The sequence below is a fragment of the Streptomyces sp. NPDC060366 genome, assembly GCF_042725135.1.
GTDB lineage: Bacteria > Actinomycetota > Actinomycetes > Streptomycetales > Streptomycetaceae > Streptomyces.
This window is the reverse complement of sequence record NZ_JBHXDC010000004.1, coordinates 509,416-526,336: the sequence shown is the minus strand read 5'-3', so window position 1 is coordinate 526,336 and position 16,921 is coordinate 509,416. Positions and strand designations below refer to the sequence as shown.

The 16,921-nt window shown below is 71.5% G+C and carries 13 protein-coding genes; 5 read left to right on the top strand and 8 right to left on the bottom strand.

From position 1 onward, the window contains the following. Positions 1-134: 134 nt before the first annotated feature. The gene (locus ACFWHU_RS14960) at positions 135-3,083 is read right to left on the bottom strand and encodes a LuxR C-terminal-related transcriptional regulator (RefSeq protein ID WP_387225130.1); all 2,949 of its coding nucleotides are present in this window, start codon (positions 3,081-3,083) and stop codon (positions 135-137) included. Between the two features lie 634 nt (positions 3,084-3,717). Here ACFWHU_RS14960 and ACFWHU_RS14955 point away from each other — a divergent pair. Further along, a complete protein-coding gene (locus ACFWHU_RS14955; protein ID WP_387225129.1) occupies positions 3,718-4,710 on the top strand; it encodes an alpha/beta fold hydrolase in 993 nt (330 codons plus the stop codon). Positions 4,711-4,780: 70 nt separating this feature from the next. On the opposite strand, the gene ACFWHU_RS14950 is transcribed toward ACFWHU_RS14955, so the two are convergent. Then, the gene (locus ACFWHU_RS14950) at positions 4,781-5,467 is read right to left on the bottom strand and encodes a response regulator (RefSeq protein WP_387225128.1); all 687 of its coding nucleotides are present in this window, start codon (positions 5,465-5,467) and stop codon (positions 4,781-4,783) included. Then, positions 5,464-6,639, bottom strand: a complete 1,176-nt coding sequence (locus ACFWHU_RS14945) for a sensor histidine kinase (protein WP_387225127.1) — start codon at positions 6,637-6,639, stop codon at positions 5,464-5,466. Before ACFWHU_RS14945 ends, ACFWHU_RS14950 begins: the two co-directional genes overlap by 4 nt. Before the next feature lie 167 nt (positions 6,640-6,806). Between ACFWHU_RS14945 and ACFWHU_RS14940 the strand changes: the two genes are divergently transcribed. The 4 genes from ACFWHU_RS14940 (at position 6,807) to ACFWHU_RS14925 (ending at position 10,575) form a co-directional block, all read left to right on the top strand. Further along, the gene (locus tag ACFWHU_RS14940) at positions 6,807-7,793 is read left to right on the top strand and encodes an ABC transporter ATP-binding protein (RefSeq protein WP_387225126.1); all 987 of its coding nucleotides are present in this window, start codon (positions 6,807-6,809) and stop codon (positions 7,791-7,793) included. Further along, entirely contained in the window at positions 7,790-9,310 is a 1,521-nt protein-coding gene (locus tag ACFWHU_RS14935) for an ABC transporter permease (RefSeq protein ID WP_387225125.1), read from the top strand. Before ACFWHU_RS14940 ends, ACFWHU_RS14935 begins: the two co-directional genes overlap by 4 nt. Beyond that, a complete protein-coding gene (locus ACFWHU_RS14930; RefSeq protein ID WP_387225124.1) occupies positions 9,307-10,083 on the top strand; it encodes an ABC transporter permease in 777 nt (258 codons plus the stop codon). Before ACFWHU_RS14935 ends, ACFWHU_RS14930 begins: the two co-directional genes overlap by 4 nt. Before the next feature lie 126 nt (positions 10,084-10,209). Further along, entirely contained in the window at positions 10,210-10,575 is a 366-nt protein-coding gene (locus tag ACFWHU_RS14925; protein WP_363244683.1) for a PH domain-containing protein, read from the top strand. 24 nt (positions 10,576-10,599) lie between these two features. Here ACFWHU_RS14925 and ACFWHU_RS14920 read toward each other — a convergent pair whose 3' ends face one another. The 5 genes from ACFWHU_RS14920 to ACFWHU_RS14900 are packed head-to-tail and all read right to left on the bottom strand — an operon-like array spanning position 10,600 to position 16,909. Then, positions 10,600-11,673: a hypothetical protein gene (locus tag ACFWHU_RS14920; RefSeq protein ID WP_387225123.1), complete on the bottom strand. Its 1,074-nt coding sequence runs from the start codon at positions 11,671-11,673 to the stop codon at positions 10,600-10,602. Positions 11,674-11,705: 32 nt separating this feature from the next. Further along, positions 11,706-14,213 (bottom strand): Hsp70 family protein, encoded by a 2,508-nt coding sequence (locus tag ACFWHU_RS14915; RefSeq protein WP_387225122.1) that lies wholly within the window; start codon positions 14,211-14,213, stop codon positions 11,706-11,708. Further along, positions 14,206-14,988 carry a hypothetical protein gene (locus ACFWHU_RS14910; protein WP_387225121.1) on the bottom strand — a complete coding sequence of 261 codons (783 nt, stop codon included), beginning with the start codon at positions 14,986-14,988 and terminating at the stop codon, positions 14,206-14,208. The genes ACFWHU_RS14915 and ACFWHU_RS14910 overlap by 8 nt, the downstream gene beginning before the upstream one ends. Continuing rightward, entirely contained in the window at positions 14,985-16,106 is a 1,122-nt protein-coding gene (locus ACFWHU_RS14905; protein WP_385792166.1) for a serine/threonine-protein kinase, read from the bottom strand. The genes ACFWHU_RS14910 and ACFWHU_RS14905 overlap by 4 nt, the downstream gene beginning before the upstream one ends. Next, the gene (locus ACFWHU_RS14900) at positions 16,103-16,909 is read right to left on the bottom strand and encodes an FHA domain-containing protein (protein WP_385792165.1); all 807 of its coding nucleotides are present in this window, start codon (positions 16,907-16,909) and stop codon (positions 16,103-16,105) included. The genes ACFWHU_RS14905 and ACFWHU_RS14900 overlap by 4 nt, the downstream gene beginning before the upstream one ends. Between the last annotated feature and the right edge of the window lie 12 nt (positions 16,910-16,921).

Below are 16,921 nucleotides of genomic sequence, written 5' to 3'. Positions count from 1 at the left end.
GGGAGCGGGGTCTGGTGCGTGCGGTCGCAAGGCGGAGGAGGGAGACAACGCGGAGCGTTGGCGACCGACGACAACGCGGCGGGCGTGCGTGCCAGACCCCGCTCCCTGATCCGGCCTGATCCGAACGACAGGCCCTAGGCGCCGTCCACCCCTCCTTCGCCGTGCGCCGCGCGAGCACGCGACACCTCCTTCGCCAAGCCCTGCCGGCTGGCGATACCGAGCTTGCGCATCGCCCGCGCCACGTGTTGTTCCACCGTGCGCGGCGACAGATACAGCGTGGCCGCGATCTCGCGGTTGGTGAGCCCGGTCGCCGCCAGTTCCGCGACCTCCCCCTCGCGCGGGGACATCCGCTCCGCGTACGCCGGCCGACCCGGCGGCCGCCGCCCGGCGGCAGGACGGTAGGCGCGCAGCGTCGCCCGTACACGTGCGGCGTCCCAGACCGCGCCGAGGTCGGTCAGCTCCGCCACTCGGCGGGTGAGGTCCTCGACCGCCGCGTCCACCTCGTCGCCGCCGAGCAGGAGAGCACAGCGGCCCGCGCCCTCGGCCATGAGCGCGCGGGCGTACGGGTGCGGCAGCCCGGCGTACGCCGTGCCCGCCTGCTGGAAGTGCGCACGCGCCTGCGCCAGTTCGCCGTCCGCCTCGGCCAGCACGGCCCGGCACCAGTGCAGGGCCGCCGTCGCCGACGGGGCGTCGCGCCCGGTCAGCCCGGCCGCGAACTCGGCCACCACGCGCTGCGCCGATTGCCGCTGCCCCGCGCCGGCATGGGCCAGGACCACCCAGGGGGCCAGTTCGGCCCCCCAGACCCAGACACCCTTCCCGGCCAGCCACGCCCAGGCCGACGTGGCGGCTTCGGCTGCGGAGTCGACGTTCTGCCGGACGAGCAGAAGCCGGATGTGGGCGCCGGCCGCCGTGGCCGCCACCGGGGCCTCGCAGGTCTCGTAGACCTGGTACGTCTCCTGGACGCGGTCGCTTCGCGGGAGCCAGTCCCGCACCGCCTCCCAGTCACCCTTCGCCAGCGCCAGCAGGGCCAGCACGACACGGGCGTCGCTCGCGCTGCCGTCCTCCGCCACCAGCCCCGTACACCGTTCCGCCAGGCCCTCCCAGCGGCCGGTCAGCCAGTCGCGGAACAGGGCCGTACCGCGTCCGACCCGTTCCAGGAACGGCGCGCCGCTGCGCGCCGCCAGTTCGATGCCCTCCGTCAGCAGTTCGTCCGCACGCCGGTAGTGGCCCAGATACACCGCGCCGTTCGCCGTGTTGCACAGCCCCCGCGCCACCTGTTGGCGGCCGGCCCGGTCCGGGCTGTCCCGGGGCAGCCGCGCCACCAGCCGCCAGGCGTCCAGGTCGCCGGTGTTCATCAGGACGGTCGCCCGGCAGGCGGCGGCCGCCGTGCGCGCGGCGCGGTCCCCTGACGCCTCGGCCGCCGTCTCGGCGCGCTCCAGCCAGGTCACGTTCTCGGCCAGGGACGCCCCCGGGAAGAACGGGTTCGCCAGCGCCGCCATCGCCCGTGCGGCGAGCGCGGGCCGTTCGGCCTCCGCCAACTCGGCCGCCGCCCGGCGCAGTTCCGTACGCCCCTCCTCGAAACATCTCTTGCGGTGGTGCAGCAGCAGGCCCAGTTCGAGCCGTATCTCGCCCCGGTCCGCGGCGGGCAGCGCCGGGTCCTCGACGATCCCGCGCAGGATGCGGGTCGTCCCCTCGGAGCGGCGGCCGAGTACGGCGCCACGGGCGAGCGTCAGCGCCAACCGCCCCCGCTTGTCGGCCGGGAGGCCGCCGGTGTCCAGCGCCTCCTCCAGCAGCGCGACGGCGGCCTCGTCGTCGCGTCCGAGGTGCTCCGCGGCCCGCAGCCAGTCCTCCGTACGACCGCCGCCGCGCCAGTGGCGCGCGATACGCGCCCAGGGCACCGGCTCGCGCGCGGCGAGCATCGCCGCCGCTCGGTGGTGCAGCCGCTCCCGCACCGGTCCTGGCAACTCCACGTACAACGCCGTCGCCGCCAGCGGTACCGCGAATCCGTACCGCCCCTCGCTCGTCTCCCGCAGGACCGACCCCGCAAGCGCCGCGATCAGCGCCGTACGGCCGTCGTCCCCGTGCCGGCCCGCGACCGCCGCCAGGTCCTCGGCACCCGCCGGCTCGTCCAGCACAGCGGCGGCCCACACGATCGGGCGGTACGGCTCCGGCAGCGCGGCCGTCCTCTCCAGCACCAACTCCGTCAGCCGGACCGGGACTCCGACCTCGTCCACGTCCCCGGCGGTGAAACCGCGCTCCTGGACGTCTCGGTGGCTGTGGTTGTGGCTGTGGCGGTGGCTGTTCCGGTCGTCGGCCGCGTCCCGCAGCATCCGCAACAGGTCCACGAGGACCTGCGGCACCCCGCCCGAGCGCTGCCGCAACCGCGCCACGAACTCCTGCGGACATCGCCACGCCCCCAGCAACTCCCCCGCCACACACCGCACCCCCCACTCGTCCAACGGCTCCAGCCGCCACCGCACGACCGAGAGCCGCGCCGGATAATCCACCGCGCCACCCAACGGCAGCCCCGGTCTCGGCAGTTGCTCGGGCCGATAGGTCAGCACCGCAGCGAAGGGCGCGGGCGGCTCCCTCAGCAGACCGCGCAGCAGGGCCAGACAGTCCTCGTCCGCGTGGTGGAGATCCTCGGCGACGAGGAGAGCGGGCCGGGCGGAGGCGAGCAGCGCCTCAAGTGCCTGGTACGCGGTGAGACGCACCCCTAGCGGAGCCGCGTCCTGCGCCCGCGCCGTGTTCGGCCCGGCCGCGGTCGCCGGTTCGGACTGCCCGTCCCGACCCGCCATCCCCGTGGCGTTCAGCCGTCTGCCGGGCACCGCCGAACTGCCGACGCGTGGCTCCGGGCCGAGCGGGTCGGCGACCACCAGACCGCCCGATGCCTGGAACGTCACCACCAGCCGCGCCACTGCCCGCGCCTGCGGCGACTCCAGCAGGCGGTGCACCAGTCTGCTCTTTCCCATACCGGCGTCGCCCTCGACCAGCACCAGCGTCGGCTCCTGCCCGGCCCCGCACCCCGCATCGGTGCCGGACAGCGCGGACGCCAATCGCCGCTCCCACGTTTGTTCGTACACGAGAGGCCACTCCTCACGGTCGTCGCACACCGGTCGCCGTACCGGCCCGTCCGGGGACGGAATCGCAGGCCACCGCCGTCCGGTGTTCGCTGCCTATCACGCATGGACATGCACAGAACAGACAGCGCCCGGCCACCTACGCGGAACCGCTACTCCACGTTCCACACCTCCGGCAGATCACCACCGCAGAAGACGCATACGAACTCGCCCTCGCGCGCCCGGCGCGACCGGCCGGCGCGGCGCCAGCCGCAGCACACCAGTCAGGTCGACGACGAAAGTGAACGGCTCCCACCTACGCCGCATGTCACCCGCCAACCCGCCCCTTTCTTTTCGCTGTCACGTTCCGCCGTCGAACTGTCGCCCACTACGGCCGGCCAACGGTGGGGCACCCGGCCGCAAGGCGCAGATATGCGCGATTTCTTGGAACTCGTACGAGGGAATCCCGTTCCACTTTCTCCCCAAGACTCGTCGACGGATGATTTCGTTGCGAATTCTGGTCGTTGGTAGGAGCAGTGAAGCGGAAGTGCTCCTGCTCGCTCGCGTCCGGATCCGGTGTGCCGCCACTGCGGGACGTGCAGGGTCACTTGCCGGACGGCGACACCCCCACCTCAGTCCTTGGAGCCACCCTGTGCCTGTGCCCACCGACGCGATCACCGGTTCATGTACCCCCACCGCCGACGGCGCCCTCACGCTTCCGCCCCAGGCCATCGACGGAGAAGTCGAGAACACCGAGCGGCCGGCGGAAATCGTCGAACACGATCTGACCTTCGACGGGTTCCGCTACACCTGCCGAATCGCCGGCCAGGGTCGTCTCGACACCGAGCCCGTCGTGATCCTGGGCGGATCGTCCCAGGACCGCAATTCATGGCAGCGGCACGAGAAATGGCTCACCCCGCTCAGCTCCGTGATCACCGTCGACCTGCCCGGCTATGGAACCGCCGACTTCCTGCCCGCGAAGTACGGCGTCGATTTCCTCGCCGCTGCCGTACGCCACGTCGTCCAGGAACTCCGTATCCCCCGCATCAATCTGGTGGCCGCCTGCTACGGCGGAGCCATCGGCGTACGGTTCGCCCAGCACTACCCTCACCTCCTCGAACGGATGATGCTCGTCGGGATGACCACCGTCATTCCGGCCGACTACGCGGTGGCAATGGAGCGTTGGGACGGCATGATCCGACGCGGTGAGACGGAGCCCATCGCCCGGGAACTCGCCGACCGTTTCATGTCGCCCGCCGGCACCGGCCACGTACGCAAGAAGGCCGCCGTCGCCCGCCTCGTCTACCAGCAGATCGCCTCGCAGAACCCCGAGCAGCTCCGCATGTCCGCCGAGCACAACTCCCGGCTGATGCGCCACGAGTGGTACCGCCCCGAACCGACCCCCACCGTCCCCAGCCTGGTCGTCACCGGTGAGCACGACACGCTGACCACACCCGCCATGGGCCGCACCATGGCCGCGTGCCTGCCGACGGCGCGGTTCATGACCATCGAGGAGACGGACCACCTCGCCCCGGTGGAACGCATCGCCGACTTCGCCGACCTCATGGCGCGTTTCTGTACCGACCGCCCGCTGGAGGACCTGCCCTACGCCTCCGAGCCGGAGGTATTCGGCACGTCCCAGCCCGCCTGACCGGCTCCGGCCCCCGCTCCGGCGGTACGACGCGTTCTAGGCTCCCCGGTTCTCCCCCTCCAGCCATCCCTCACCCCTCCTGTCCGCCGACGCCCGGCACGATCAGCCCCGATTCGTACGCAGCGACCACCGCCTGCGTGCGATCGCGCAAGCCGAGCTTGTTGAGCACCCGGCTGACGTGCGACTTGACCGTCTCCTCGCTGACGAACAGCCGAGCCGCGATCTCCGGGTTGGACAGGCCCTCGGCGATCAGCCGCAACACCTCCGTCTCCCGCGGGGTGAGCGCGGTGAGCGGTGCGACAGGCGCCGCAGCCGGCTTACGGCGCAGCCGGGCGAACTCACCGATGAGGCGGCGGGTGATCGTCGGCGCCAACAGCGCCTCGCCCGCCGCGACCACCCGCACCGCGTCGAACAGCCGCTCGGCGGCGACGTCCTTGAGCAGGAAGCCGCTGGCGCCCGCGCCCAGGGCGTCGTAGACGTGCTCGTCCAGATCGAAGGTGGTCAGGATGATGATCCGTGGACCCGCGCCGTCCCCCGCGGCGGCACAGATCCGTTCGGTGGCCTCGATACCGTCCATGACCGGCATCCTGACGTCCATGAGCACGACATCGGGACGCTGCTCGCGGCAGACCCGCACCCCCTCTTCTCCGTCGGAGGCGGTGCCGGCCACCGAGAAGTCGCTCTGTGTGGCGAGCAGTCCGGCGAAGCCCGCCCGCACCAGCTCGTGATCGTCCACGATGACGATCCGCGTACTCATCGGACGGCCTCCGGCGCCGCGAGAGGCAGTCTGGCCACCACCAGGAAGCCGCCACCGGGCGCCGGACCCACACGCAGCTCGCCGCCGACCGCGGCGACGCGCTCGCGCATGCCCAACAGCCCGTGCCCCGTGGACCGGCCGTCCTTTCCCGGCCCCGGTCCCGGGCCGTTGTCCCTGATCCGCACCTCAAGCACCTCCGGGTGGTAGTGCAGTTCGACATCGACGGCCGCCCCCGGAGCATGCCGGCGGGCGTTGGTGAGGGCCTCCTGGACTATGCGGTACGAGGTGAGCTCGACGCCCGGGTCGAGCGTCGCCACCGGCCCGCTGACGATCAGCCGCGTGGCGGCGCCGGTCGCCTCACGCGCCTCGTCCAGCAGCTCGTTGAGCTGGGTGAGCCCCGGCTGGGGTCTTCGGGTGACGGGCGGGGTGCCCGCGTCCTCACGGAGCACGCCGAGCAGCCGCCGCATCTCCGTCAGCGCGGCGCGGGCCGTGTCACCTATGTCCAGCAGCCGCTTGGCCCCAACCTCGGACATGCCGGGTGTGGTCAGCCGGGCCGTCTCCGCCTGCACGGAGATCATCGAGATGTGATGCGCGACCACGTCGTGCAATTCGCGTGCGATGCGCGCCCGTTCGCCGCGCGCCACGTGTTCGTGGAGCGTGTCCGCCATGGCTCTCTCGGTGGCGTCGCGCGCCACTTCCTCGGCGCGCGCACGACGACCGATCCCGTTCGCGACCGCCGCCGCCGCGAGCACGGCCGTCACCACCCCGTACACCCTTATGCCGTTGATCTGCGGGCCCGCGAGGGCTGTCAGGACATAGGGGAGCACCAGCAGCACCGCGAGGCGGCGCGAGCCGCGGGTGGCCATCCAGTGCAGGACCATCAACTGCGCGACGAGCCCGGCGACGGTCAGGACGTGGAAGTTCACGAGCGACACCACACCCGCGGCCGTGAGGCCGATGGTGGCGGCGGTGGCCAACGGCATCCGCAACAGCCCCGCCGGCGTCGTGGTGCTGATGGCGAGCGTCATCGCGAACGAGAGATCGGTGTCGATACTTCCCCCGCGCAGCGCGGTCTCCCCGCACGCGAGCAGCGCGAGCACCGCCCCGGTGCCCGCCTGGCGGTCGGGCGACCCGGCGATCCAATTCGCCACGCGCTTGATTTCTTCGCTCACGTCCACCATTGTCCCGGCGCCGGGGCTCGTTGGCGTCCCCCTGACCAGCGCTCTTGGCATCCCCCATACGAGCGATACCGGCGGGGGTCATCCCCCGTGCCAGGGGTGCCGAAGTGCGCTCTGTCGCGTGATGACCCGGCGCACCGCCGCTCCCTAGCCTTTCGAGCATGCAGGCAACCATCGAAGTTCAGGAGCTGCGAAAGCAGTTCGGGCAGACCGTCGCGGTCGACGGTCTGTCATTCACCGTGCGGCCGGGGCAGGTCACCGGATTCGTCGGGCCCAACGGCGCGGGGAAGTCCACGACCATGCGCATGCTCCTGGGCCTCGACGCCCCCGATTCCGGCAGCGCCCTGATCGGCGGGCGGCGGTACGCGACGTTGCGCAGGCCCCTGACCGAAGTGGGGGCGCTGCTCGACGCGGCGGCCGTGCACCCGAGCCGGCGTGGCCGGGACCATCTGCTGTGGCTCGCGCACTCGCACGGATTCCCGGCCGCCCGCGTCGACGAGCTGCTGGAGCGGGTCGGTCTCGCGTCGGCGGGCCGCCGCCGGGCGGGGAGTTACTCGCTGGGTATGCGCCAGCGGCTCGGTATAGCTGCCGCGCTCCTCGGCGATCCGCCGGTGCTGGTGCTGGACGAGCCGGTCAACGGCCTCGATCCGGAAGGGATCCGGTGGATCCGTGGCTTTCTGCGCGGGCTGGCGCGCGAGGGCCGCGCGGTGCTGGTCTCCAGTCATCTGATGAGCGAGCTGGAGGACTCCGCCGATCATCTCGTGGTCGTCGGTCGGGGCCGGCTCATCGCCGACAGCTCTGTGGCCGAGCTGCTGGCCGCCGCTTCGGGCGAGCGGGTCGCGTTGCGTACGTCGGCGCGTACTGAAGCGATGGCGTTGCTGGCCCGCGAGGGGGCGACGGTCGCCGCGGACGGGCCGCGAACCCTCACTGTCACAGGCCTGCCGACGGAGCGGATCGTCGCCCTGCTGAGCGCGGGCGGGGTGCCGTTCTCGGAGATCGGCGCCCACCGGGCCACGCTGGAGGAGGCATATATGGAACTGACGCGTGACGCGGCCGAGTTCCGCTCGGTCGAGGCGCACCCGGACCCGCAGTCGGGCACCACGGCGGCCACGGCCGTGGTCAACGAGGGGGAGGGCACCCGCTCATGAGCACTCCCACCGTCACCCCGTACCGCTCCGAACTTCCGCCCGCGCGCGACGGGTTTCCGCAACTGCTGCACGCGGAGTGGACCAAGCTGCGCACCGTGCCCCGCTGGGGCTTCACCCTCCTCGCCACCGTCGTGATCACGGTGCTGGTGTCGCTGCTCTCGGCCTTCAGCGGCAGCAGTGACGTCTCCGGAGACCGGCCGCCGCCCCCGAGAGGCCCTGACGGCGGCGTCGTCCTCGATGGCTTCCCCTTCGTCCACCAGGCCCTGACCGGTGACGGCAGCATCACCGCCCGGGTGTCCCCGCTCACCGGCCGGGAGGGGCGGGCGGCGGAGCCGTGGGCCAAGGCCGGCGTGGTGATCAAGGAGAGTACGGAGCAGGGGTCGCCCTACGCGGCGGCCATGATCACGCCGGGGCACGGCGTCCGGCTCCAGTCCAACTTCACCCACGACACCGCCGGTGGCACCGTCTCCCGAGACCGGCCGCACTGGCTGCGACTGACCCGCTCGGGCGACGAGTTCACCGCGTACGAGTCGGCTGACGGCTCGACGTGGACGAAGGTCGGCACGGCGCGGATCGCCGGACTGCCGGACACCGCCCAGGCCGGACTCTTCGTGGCCACGCCCGAAGAGAACGCGGTGCAGAGGCAGTTCGGCTCCACCTCGGTCGGAGGGCGCCCCTCGCAGGTCACCGCGGCCTTCGACCATGTCTCGGTGGACGGCGGAGAGGGCACCTGGCGCCAGGACAACGTGGGTGAGACCGCCGGCGGAGGCCGCAAGGGACCGCCGGACAGTTCGACGGAGAAGTCCGGCACCTGGACGCTGAGGGGCTCAAGCGATGTCGCGCCCCACACACCTGAGGTCGACATCACCCAGCAGTCCCTCACCGGGGCCCAGATAGGGCTTATCCCACTGGTGGCGCTGAGCGTGCTGTTCATCACCGCCGAGTACCGGCGCGGCATGATCCTCACGACGCTCACGGCCAGCCCGCGCCGGGGAAGGGTGCTCGTCGCCAAGGCCGTCGTCCTGGCCGGAGCCGCCTTCGTGGCCGGCCTTGTCGCAGCCGTGCTGTCGTTCCTGCTCAGCGAGCCGGAGTTGCGCGACCGAATGCCCAATCCCCTCTTCTATCCCGAAGTGGCCCTCACCAACGGGCCCGTGCTGCGCGCCGTCGTCGGCACCGCGGTGCTTCTGGCCGCAGTCGCCGTGCTGTCCCTGGCCGTGGGCGCGCTCCTGCGGAACACGGCCGCGGCTGTCACCTTGATCGTGGTGGTCCTCGTCCTGCCGGTCGTTCTGCTCTCCGGGCTCCCGATCGGCGCGGCGCACTGGGTGATGAAGCTGACCCCGCTCGCCGGCTTCGCGGTCCAGCGGACCCTGCCGGTCTACGAGCACGTGGACGCCGTCTGCCTGCCGGAGAACGGCTGCTATCCGCAAGGCCCGTGGGCAGGGCTCTCGGTGCTTTGTGCCTGGGCGGTCGTGGTCCTCGGACTGGCCGTCTGGCGACTTCGCGGGAGGGACGCATGAGAGGCGCGCTGCACGCGGAGTGGACGAAACTGCGCACGGTGCCGAGCACTTGGTGGCTGCTACTCGCCGTGGTCGTGCTGACGGTCGCACTGGGAGCGGCGGCCACCGGGACGGTGTCGACGGACCAGTGTCCGTCGCCGGACGAGTGCCATGAGGACACCGTCAAGCTCAGCCTCACCGGAGTCTGGCTAGGTCAGGCGGCGGTGGGTGCCTTCGGGGTGCTGTCGATGAGCAGTGAGTACGGAACCGGGACCATCCACGCCACGCTGGCGGCGGTGCCGGGCCGAGCCCGTGTCCTCGCCGCCAAGGCCGCCGTCGTCACGGGTGGCGCGCTGGTCGCGGGGACGCTCGCCGTCCTCGGCTCTCTCCTCGCCGGCCGGCTCATCCTCCCCGGCAACGGCTTCAGCGCCGCGCCGCTCTCCCTCGCGGAGGGGCCGACCCTGCGCGCGGCCGTGGGCACCGTTCTCTACTTCGCCTTGACAGCCCTGCTGGCGCTGGGCGTGGCCGCACTCGTACGGGACACGGCGGGAGCGATCACCACGGTGCTCGGACTGCTCTACGCGCTGCCCGCCGTGGTCGAGTTGGTGGGCAACGAGGAATGGCGGGAGCGGATACGGGAGTGGGCCCCCGCGTCGGCGGGGCTGGCCGTTCAGGCGACCAAGAACCTGGAGGGCCTGCCCATCAGCCCCTGGTCGGGCCTCGCGGTCCTGGCCGCCTGGGCGGGAGCGGGATTGCTGGCGGGGGCGGCGGTCTTCAGACTGCGCGACGCCTGAGCCGTTGACGAGCCGCATGGTCGCCCTTCGCGGGCAGGAGGGGCCTCGTCCTTCCGTCCCGGCCCGCTTCGAACGGTGGCCGGTACAGTACGTAGATCGTGCAACTTGGATAAATGGGGGAATCTCATGGCGCTGTTCGGCAACGCACACACCATCAATCCGGCCACCGCCCAGCAGGACTACGCGCGGCTGCTGGGGCAGGGCGAACAGGTGCACGCCGCCTACCAGTTGATCCGCGACAGCATCCTCTTCACCGACCGGCGGCTGATCCTCGTCGACAAGCAGGGGATAACCGGCAAGAAGACCGAGTACCACTCCATTCCGTACCGGAGCATCACGCACTTCGCCGTGGAGACGGCCGGCACGTTCGATCTCGACGCCGAGCTGAAGATCTGGCTCTCGGGCGCCTCGGTGCCGATCCAGAAGACCTTCACCAAGGGCGTCGACATCTACGAAGTGCAGGCCATCCTCACGCAGTTCGCGGCACGGTAGTCGGCGGGCCCTGGGGGCGCGTCCTCAGGACGCGGGCGGTGGCTCCTTCGGGGTGATCAGCAGCGTGACCGTACGGTTGCGAGGCGCGTTCGCCTCCGTCGCCGGGAAGGGGCCCCGCCGCTGGTCCGCGCTGACCAGCCGGAAGTCCGTCAGCCGCAGGTCGCTGTCCTGCGTCAGATACTGGGCCGCCACCCTGGCCCGGTTCAGCGCGACGACCGATCCGCCGCTCGGGGCGCCGCCGGGCACGGCGACCGAGTGCCCCACCACCGTGGTCTCCACCGCCGTACCGCTACCCGCCCCCGCCCCTGTCCCCGCCCCGGGGTCGGACTCCAGGTCGGCGAGCCTGCGGCCGATCTCCGTCAGCGCCGACGCGCCCTGCGGGCTGATCACGGAGTCGTACGGGAACACCCCCGTGCTGAATACCAGTTGGACGTCGTCGGCATGCCGGCGGATTTCCACACCCGGCATCGCCAGGCGCTTCGCGACCGCGTCGAGCGTGCTGTCGCGGCGCGCCGCGGCGGCCGTGTCGCCCGTTTCGAGAGCCGCCAGACGCTCCTTGAGTGCGTCGGCCCGACGCGACTCCTCCCGCAGCCGCTCCGATCCGGTGTCCGCTTGGGCCACCGAGTCCGACGACTGCCCGTCGCCGTCGTCACCGTTCGCGAGGAGCCAGCCGCCACCGCCGATCAGCGCGACTCCCGCCAGTGCGGCGGCGATGACAGCGACCCGGCCGGTGTGGACGACCGGGCGGGCGTGCCGCCGGCCGGCGGCGATCTTCGCGAGCGTACGGCGGCCGGCGGCCGCGTCCGGGTCGTCGGGCGCGATGGCCTCCACCCGGGACCAGCACGCGTCCGCCTCGGTCAGCTCGCCGCGCTGGGCATGCACCTTGGCGCGCAGGTTGAGGGCGGCCAGCACCGTCGCGTGATCGGCACCGGCACCGCCGTCGGATCCCGGGCCTGGGCCACCGTCCAGCCCGCCCAACTCGTCCAACAGCCGTGCCGCCAGATCGAGATCGCCCGTACGGGCCGCCGAGTGGGCCCGATTCACCGCCAGTTGGAGGCTCAGTGCCCGTGCCCGCGCCGAATCAGTCACGTCCGCCATGTCCGTCACATCCGTCGCATCCGTCACGCCGCTCACGCCCTGCCCAGCCAGACGACCTTGTCCTGCTCACCCTTGGGCAGCAGCCGGTAAAGCCGCTGGTTCACCGCGTCCAGGCCCTGCCGGTCGTTCGCCGCGATGGCCCGCTGCCCCTCCTGGATGAGCGGCCCCGCCTGTCCGGACGACCGGAGCATTTCCTGGAGCGTGTAGAAGAGCTTTACCGCCCAGTCGGGGCTGCGGCGCTCAAGTTCGAACAGCAGCGATCCCGTCCGGTCGATGAGCCCGCGGACGGCGACCGAGTCCTGTGCGTTGATCGCCTCGTCGGCCCGGCTCCGGATCGCGGCGAGCTCCTGCTGGTCGGCCGCGTCGCCGTGCTGACGCACAAGCTCGTCGGCCTCGGCGATCGCGGCCCGCAGGTCCTGTACGAGACCCGGCAGCCCCACGGCGTCCGCGATGTCGTCCAGCTCGGCCTCAAGATCGCGCAGTCGCTCCTCCGCCGCGGCGGCGGCCCCGACGTCCACCGTCGACGCGTCGACCTGGTCACGGGCGGTGCTGACAGTGCGCTCCTCGTCCAGCTTGGCCAGCCGCCGCTCGGCGTCGGCCGAGCCCGTGTCGGCCACGAACCCGCGCAGCGCCCCCAGCCGCTCCTCCGCCTGGTCCAGCGACTTCCGCAGCTCCCCGGGATCCGTGGTCCGGATGTTGTCGAGGTCGATCTCGGCCTCGAACTGCGCCTGCACCAGCGGTACATCGGCGATCACCGTCACCATGCTGGACCTGTCGACCTCGACGGTCACCTCGACCTCGCTGCCGGCCGGCAGATCGATCCGGATGTCACGCGGCCGGATCTCCAGCATGCCCACGCCACGGTTGCGGTCGGCCCGGCTGCGTTCGCCCTGGATGACCGGGATCCGGATCGTCGCGTCGGCGTCGGAGCGGTGCAGTGCCGCCGACGTACGGAACACCTCACGCACCGAGGTCGGCAGAGTGGCGCCCTTGCGCAGCATCGGCGCGAAGACCTGCTCGGCGAGCTGGATGCCCAGCGAGTGCGCGAGCCGTACGCCGCCGAACTCCAGGTCCCGGTGGGTGATCGACAGGGTGTTGGAGGCGAGTTCGCATCGCGCGCCCGACGGATCGGTCAGCTCGACCAAGAACTTCGACGTGGTGTGCGGGTCGACGGCCACGTCGGTGACGAAGACACCCTCCGCGTTCGGCGAGATGGCGGCGGAGCGGAACGGCGGCTGGCCATGGGGGTTGTTCAGGGTCACCGTGTAGCCGGCCCAGTCCACCCGCGCCTCCGAGGCCGAAGCCGAATCGGGCTCCGAGGCACCGCGCAGGCGTCCGCCGACCGTGGGCTGGAGCGTGGTGACACTCGGCTCGTACGACAGCTCGACGGCGTACTGCCCGGCCGGTACCGGCGCCGACTTCGACTGCGGGATCCGCACCGTGCTCGCGAAGATCGCGGCGCCACGGGCGACGACCGTCGTGGGGTCGAGGCTGACGTCGAGTTCGATGCCCAGGCCGTGACGCGGGTCGGCCAGCCGTTCACGGAGCCCGGGAGAGAGCGTGACGCCGCCGACGAGCAGCAGACGGTCGATGTCGTCCGGGCCGAGGGCCGCCTCGGCGAGCGCGTCTCGGCAGAGGTTGATCGCCCGGACGTAGAAGGGCTCGGCGATCGCGTCCAGTTCACCGCGGGTCAGCGTGTGTTCGAGGGTGAGGGGGTTGCCGTCGGCGTCGTTGAGTTCGATCAGCATGTCGACCTGGTCGCGCCGGGAGAGATGGATCTTCGCGTCCTCGGCCGCGCGCTTGAGCTTCGCGAAGTTGGCGCGCCACTGCGGGTTGTCCCTGCGCATGTCCGTCAGACCCAGCTCGGCGGCGGCAGCGGGCACCAGCAGCCGCTCGATCACCGCCCAGTCGATCAGCTTGCCGCCGAGGTAGGGGTCTCCCGCGTGGTTGAGCACCCGAAGGTCGCCGTCGCGCTTGCTGACGAGAGCGGCGTCGAAGGTGCCGCCGCCGAAGTCGAACACCATCCAGTACGCGCGGTCGGTGGCGTCCTGGAAGCCGTACGCGAAGGCCGCCGCCGTCGGCTCCTGCACCAGCGGGCACGCGGAGGTGAACCCGGCCAGCTCGGCGGCCTCCATGGTGGCCTTGTTCTGGTTCAGCGCGAAGGCCGCGGGGACGGTGATCACCGCCGACTCCGGCGGGGTGCCGCAGTGGTGAGCGGCGTCCGCGCGCAGCGACCGCAGGACCTCCGCCGACAGCTGCGGCGGGCTGAGGGAGACTCCGGCGGCGGTGAAGGTCTTCCGCGAGTCGGCGAGGCCCATCTCCAGCTTGAACTCGGCGGTGGCGTTCGCCGGATCGTGCTCCACGCGGTCGCGCGCGGCACGGCCGACGTGGACCCTGCCCTCCTTGGGCATCCACACCGCCGAGGGCGTGATGTCCCAGCCGTCGTTGTTCTTGATGACGGAGACGGTGCCGCCCTCGACGAGGGCGATGGCGCTGTTGGTGGTACCCAGGTCGATACCGAAGTCGACGGTGTCACGCATGATCGGTCCTCTCGTGGTCCGAGCTGGACGGTGTTTCGCGGGCAGAAGCGGGAGCAGGGACGGCGTCCTCGGGCTCCGGTACGGGAACGGGCCCCGGTACGGGCTCTGGTACGGGCTCCCGCTCCGGTACGGGAACGGGCTCCGGTGCGGGATCCGGCTCCGGTGCGGAAACGGAAGCCGGCGCCGGAGGGCAGCCGACGATCACCTGGCCCATCTGGATACGACGGCCGTGCAGATAGATCGTCGGCCTGATGGTCTCCAGGACCGTCTCGGCCGTCAGCGACGGATCCTCCTGAAAGGTCAGCGCCTCCAGCGATCGACCGGTGTGGAACGCGTCGCCCTCGTGTTCCTGTACGAGCAGACCGGCGTCGTCCAGCGCCTCGCGGCACGACCGCAGATAGCGCCCGGTCTGCCGGGAGCGCGAGGACGCCGCCTCGCCCTGCCGGGTGAGCCTGCGCTGGGCGCGCCACAGATTCGTCGCGGCGTCGGCGAGCGCCTTCGCGTCCAACGGATCATCGGCGCCCGGGAGTTGTGGCCCGCCGTCGCCGCCCGGCCCTCCCGCCGAATCCGCCGAATCCGCTGCCGAATCAGTCCCCGTACCAGTCCCTGTACCAGCCGCCGTATCAACAGCCGCGACCGACGCCGCCACCGATGCCAGCAGCCGCTCCAGCTCCTCGCGCGACGGTTCGTCCCACGGCAGCGGTGCGATCCGGAAGGCGCGGTGGTGCCGACGCTGCCGGAGGTCCTCCCTCAGCCGGGACAGTCGCCCGCTCACATCATCACCCCCCGGCGCCACAGCGTGAGCTTGGACAGATACCGGTCGCGCAGGTACGGCGACAAGTTGACGGCCTCCTCCATGAGGTCGGCGGCGCGGTCGAGTTCCCCCGGCGAGCGGGCCAGTGCGAGTGCTTCTTCGGCCAGTCGTCGCGCACGTTCCGTGGGCGGCCTGACGGGACGTCTGGTGGCGGGCTTGGGCTGCTCGCCCGCCGTGTGCGAGGCGCCGGGCGTACCGGAGCCGGCGGCACCGGCCGCCGCGCCGGCCATCGACTCCGCGCGCTCGCGCAGCGCGTCCGCGAGGAACTGGGCCGTGGCCGGCCTGTTCTGCGGATCGAGTTCGAGAGTGGCCAGCACGATGCGGTCCAGGTCCGCGTCGACCTCGTCGTTGTAGCTGCTCGGCGGGAGCAGCGACCGGTTGAACCGCCCGAAGGAGAACGACGAGAACTCCTCGCCGCCCTGATGGAACGGGAAGCGGTTGGTGAGCAGCAGATACGCGATCACACCGACCGACCACACGTCGCTGGCACACGAATAGCCCTGGTTACGCATCACTTCGGGCGCCATGAAGGCGTACGTCCCCTGGGCGCTGGCCAGATGCGTGAACGGGTCGGCCCGCTTCGCCAGCCCGAAGTCGCTGACCCGCACCCGCATGCCCGCTCCGTCATAACCGATCAGGACGTTGGCCAGGGTCACGTCCCGGTGCACGATCGGCGGGTCCTGGTCGTGGGCGACGGCGAGACCGCTCGCGATCTGTGTCATCACCTCGGCGACCAGATCCCTGGGCACCATCGACTTGTGTGCGGCGGCGAGCCGTTCGAGGCTGCCGCCCGCGACGTACTCCATCGTGAAGAAGCCCCGCAGCCCTTCCGGCGTGCGGACGGTGTTCGCGTCGAAGAGGCGGACGATGTTCGGGTGCCCGAGAGTCGACAGCAACCGCGCCTCGTCCAGCATCCGGCGCGTCTCCTCCAGGGACGCGACGCGCTTGAACAGCTTCATCGCCTGCCAGCCGAGATATTCGTGGCGCACCCGGTGGACCTCGGCGAACGCCCCCTCGCCCAGCGGACGGTCGATCACGAGGGTGTCGCTGACCCGGTCACCACTGACGAGCAGTGTCATAGCCCTGACGCCCCCTGTTCACCCGTACTCCCCCCACCCGCCAGCACGTTGAGCCGGTAGCCGATCCCCGTGACCGTCTCCAGGATCTTCGGATTCGACGGGTCCGCCTCGACGCAGCGGCGTACGGCGCGTACGACGCCCGCGATGTCGGCCCTGCTGTACGAGCGGTGTGGTGCCCATTCCTCGTGCGCGCCCCACAACGCCGTGATCAGCTCGGCGTGTTCACAGGCGACGGCCGCCCCGCTGGTGCTGCGACCCGCCATGTAGCGCAGCAACTGGTGTCCCTGCGGCCGCAGTCCGGTGATCAGGGTCTCCTCACCGTCCTCGTTGCGGTACGCCCGGGCGGCGACCCAGTCGTAGCGCAGGCACGGTCCGGTGTGGAGTACGTCGGACGGGGAGCCGAACGGCGCCGGGCGGGTGGTGTGCGGGTCCAGGAAGGTCAACTCCCAGTACACCGGCTCCCCTTCGGGGTCCATGTCGCCGAGGATCAGCAGGGTGTCCCCGTGCTGGATGCGTTTGCGCGCCTGGAGCCGTTCGATGGTGTCGCCGTGCTTCAGCAGCGTTCCGTTGACGCTCGCGTTGTCCGTCACCGACCACATGCCGTCGGCGAAGTCGAGCGTGCAGTGCAGCCGACCGACCCAGCGCTGTGGATCGGGCCCGAGTCCGACATCGGGTGCCCGCTCCGGTACGGCGCGGCCGATGGTCACCGACACTCCCGCCAGTTCGAAGACGGCCTGTGCCTTCTCCGGCGAACTGACCCGCAGCGCGGCCCCCTTGACCCCCACCACCCGTTTCTCCTCCATGGTCATCATCGG

Excerpts from the sequence above, each read along its gene's own strand:
- ACFWHU_RS14905 (WP_385792166.1), bottom strand. The coding sequence starts at position 16,106 with ATGACACTGCTCGTCAGTGGTGACCGGGTCAGCGACACCCTCGTGATC.
- ACFWHU_RS14935 (WP_387225125.1), top strand. The coding sequence starts at position 7,790 with ATGAGCACTCCCACCGTCACCCCGTACCGCTCCGAACTTCCGCCCGCG.
- ACFWHU_RS14920 (WP_387225123.1), bottom strand. The coding sequence starts at position 11,673 with ATGGCGGACGTGACTGATTCGGCGCGGGCACGGGCACTGAGCCTCCAA.
- ACFWHU_RS14900 (WP_385792165.1), bottom strand. The coding sequence starts at position 16,909 with ATGGAGGAGAAACGGGTGGTGGGGGTCAAGGGGGCCGCGCTGCGGGTC.
- ACFWHU_RS14915 (WP_387225122.1), bottom strand. The coding sequence starts at position 14,213 with ATGCGTGACACCGTCGACTTCGGTATCGACCTGGGTACCACCAACAGC.
- ACFWHU_RS14950 (WP_387225128.1), bottom strand. The coding sequence starts at position 5,467 with ATGAGTACGCGGATCGTCATCGTGGACGATCACGAGCTGGTGCGGGCG.
- ACFWHU_RS14925 (WP_363244683.1), top strand. The coding sequence starts at position 10,210 with ATGGCGCTGTTCGGCAACGCACACACCATCAATCCGGCCACCGCCCAG.
- ACFWHU_RS14940 (WP_387225126.1), top strand. The coding sequence starts at position 6,807 with ATGCAGGCAACCATCGAAGTTCAGGAGCTGCGAAAGCAGTTCGGGCAG.
- ACFWHU_RS14930 (WP_387225124.1), top strand. The coding sequence starts at position 9,307 with ATGAGAGGCGCGCTGCACGCGGAGTGGACGAAACTGCGCACGGTGCCG.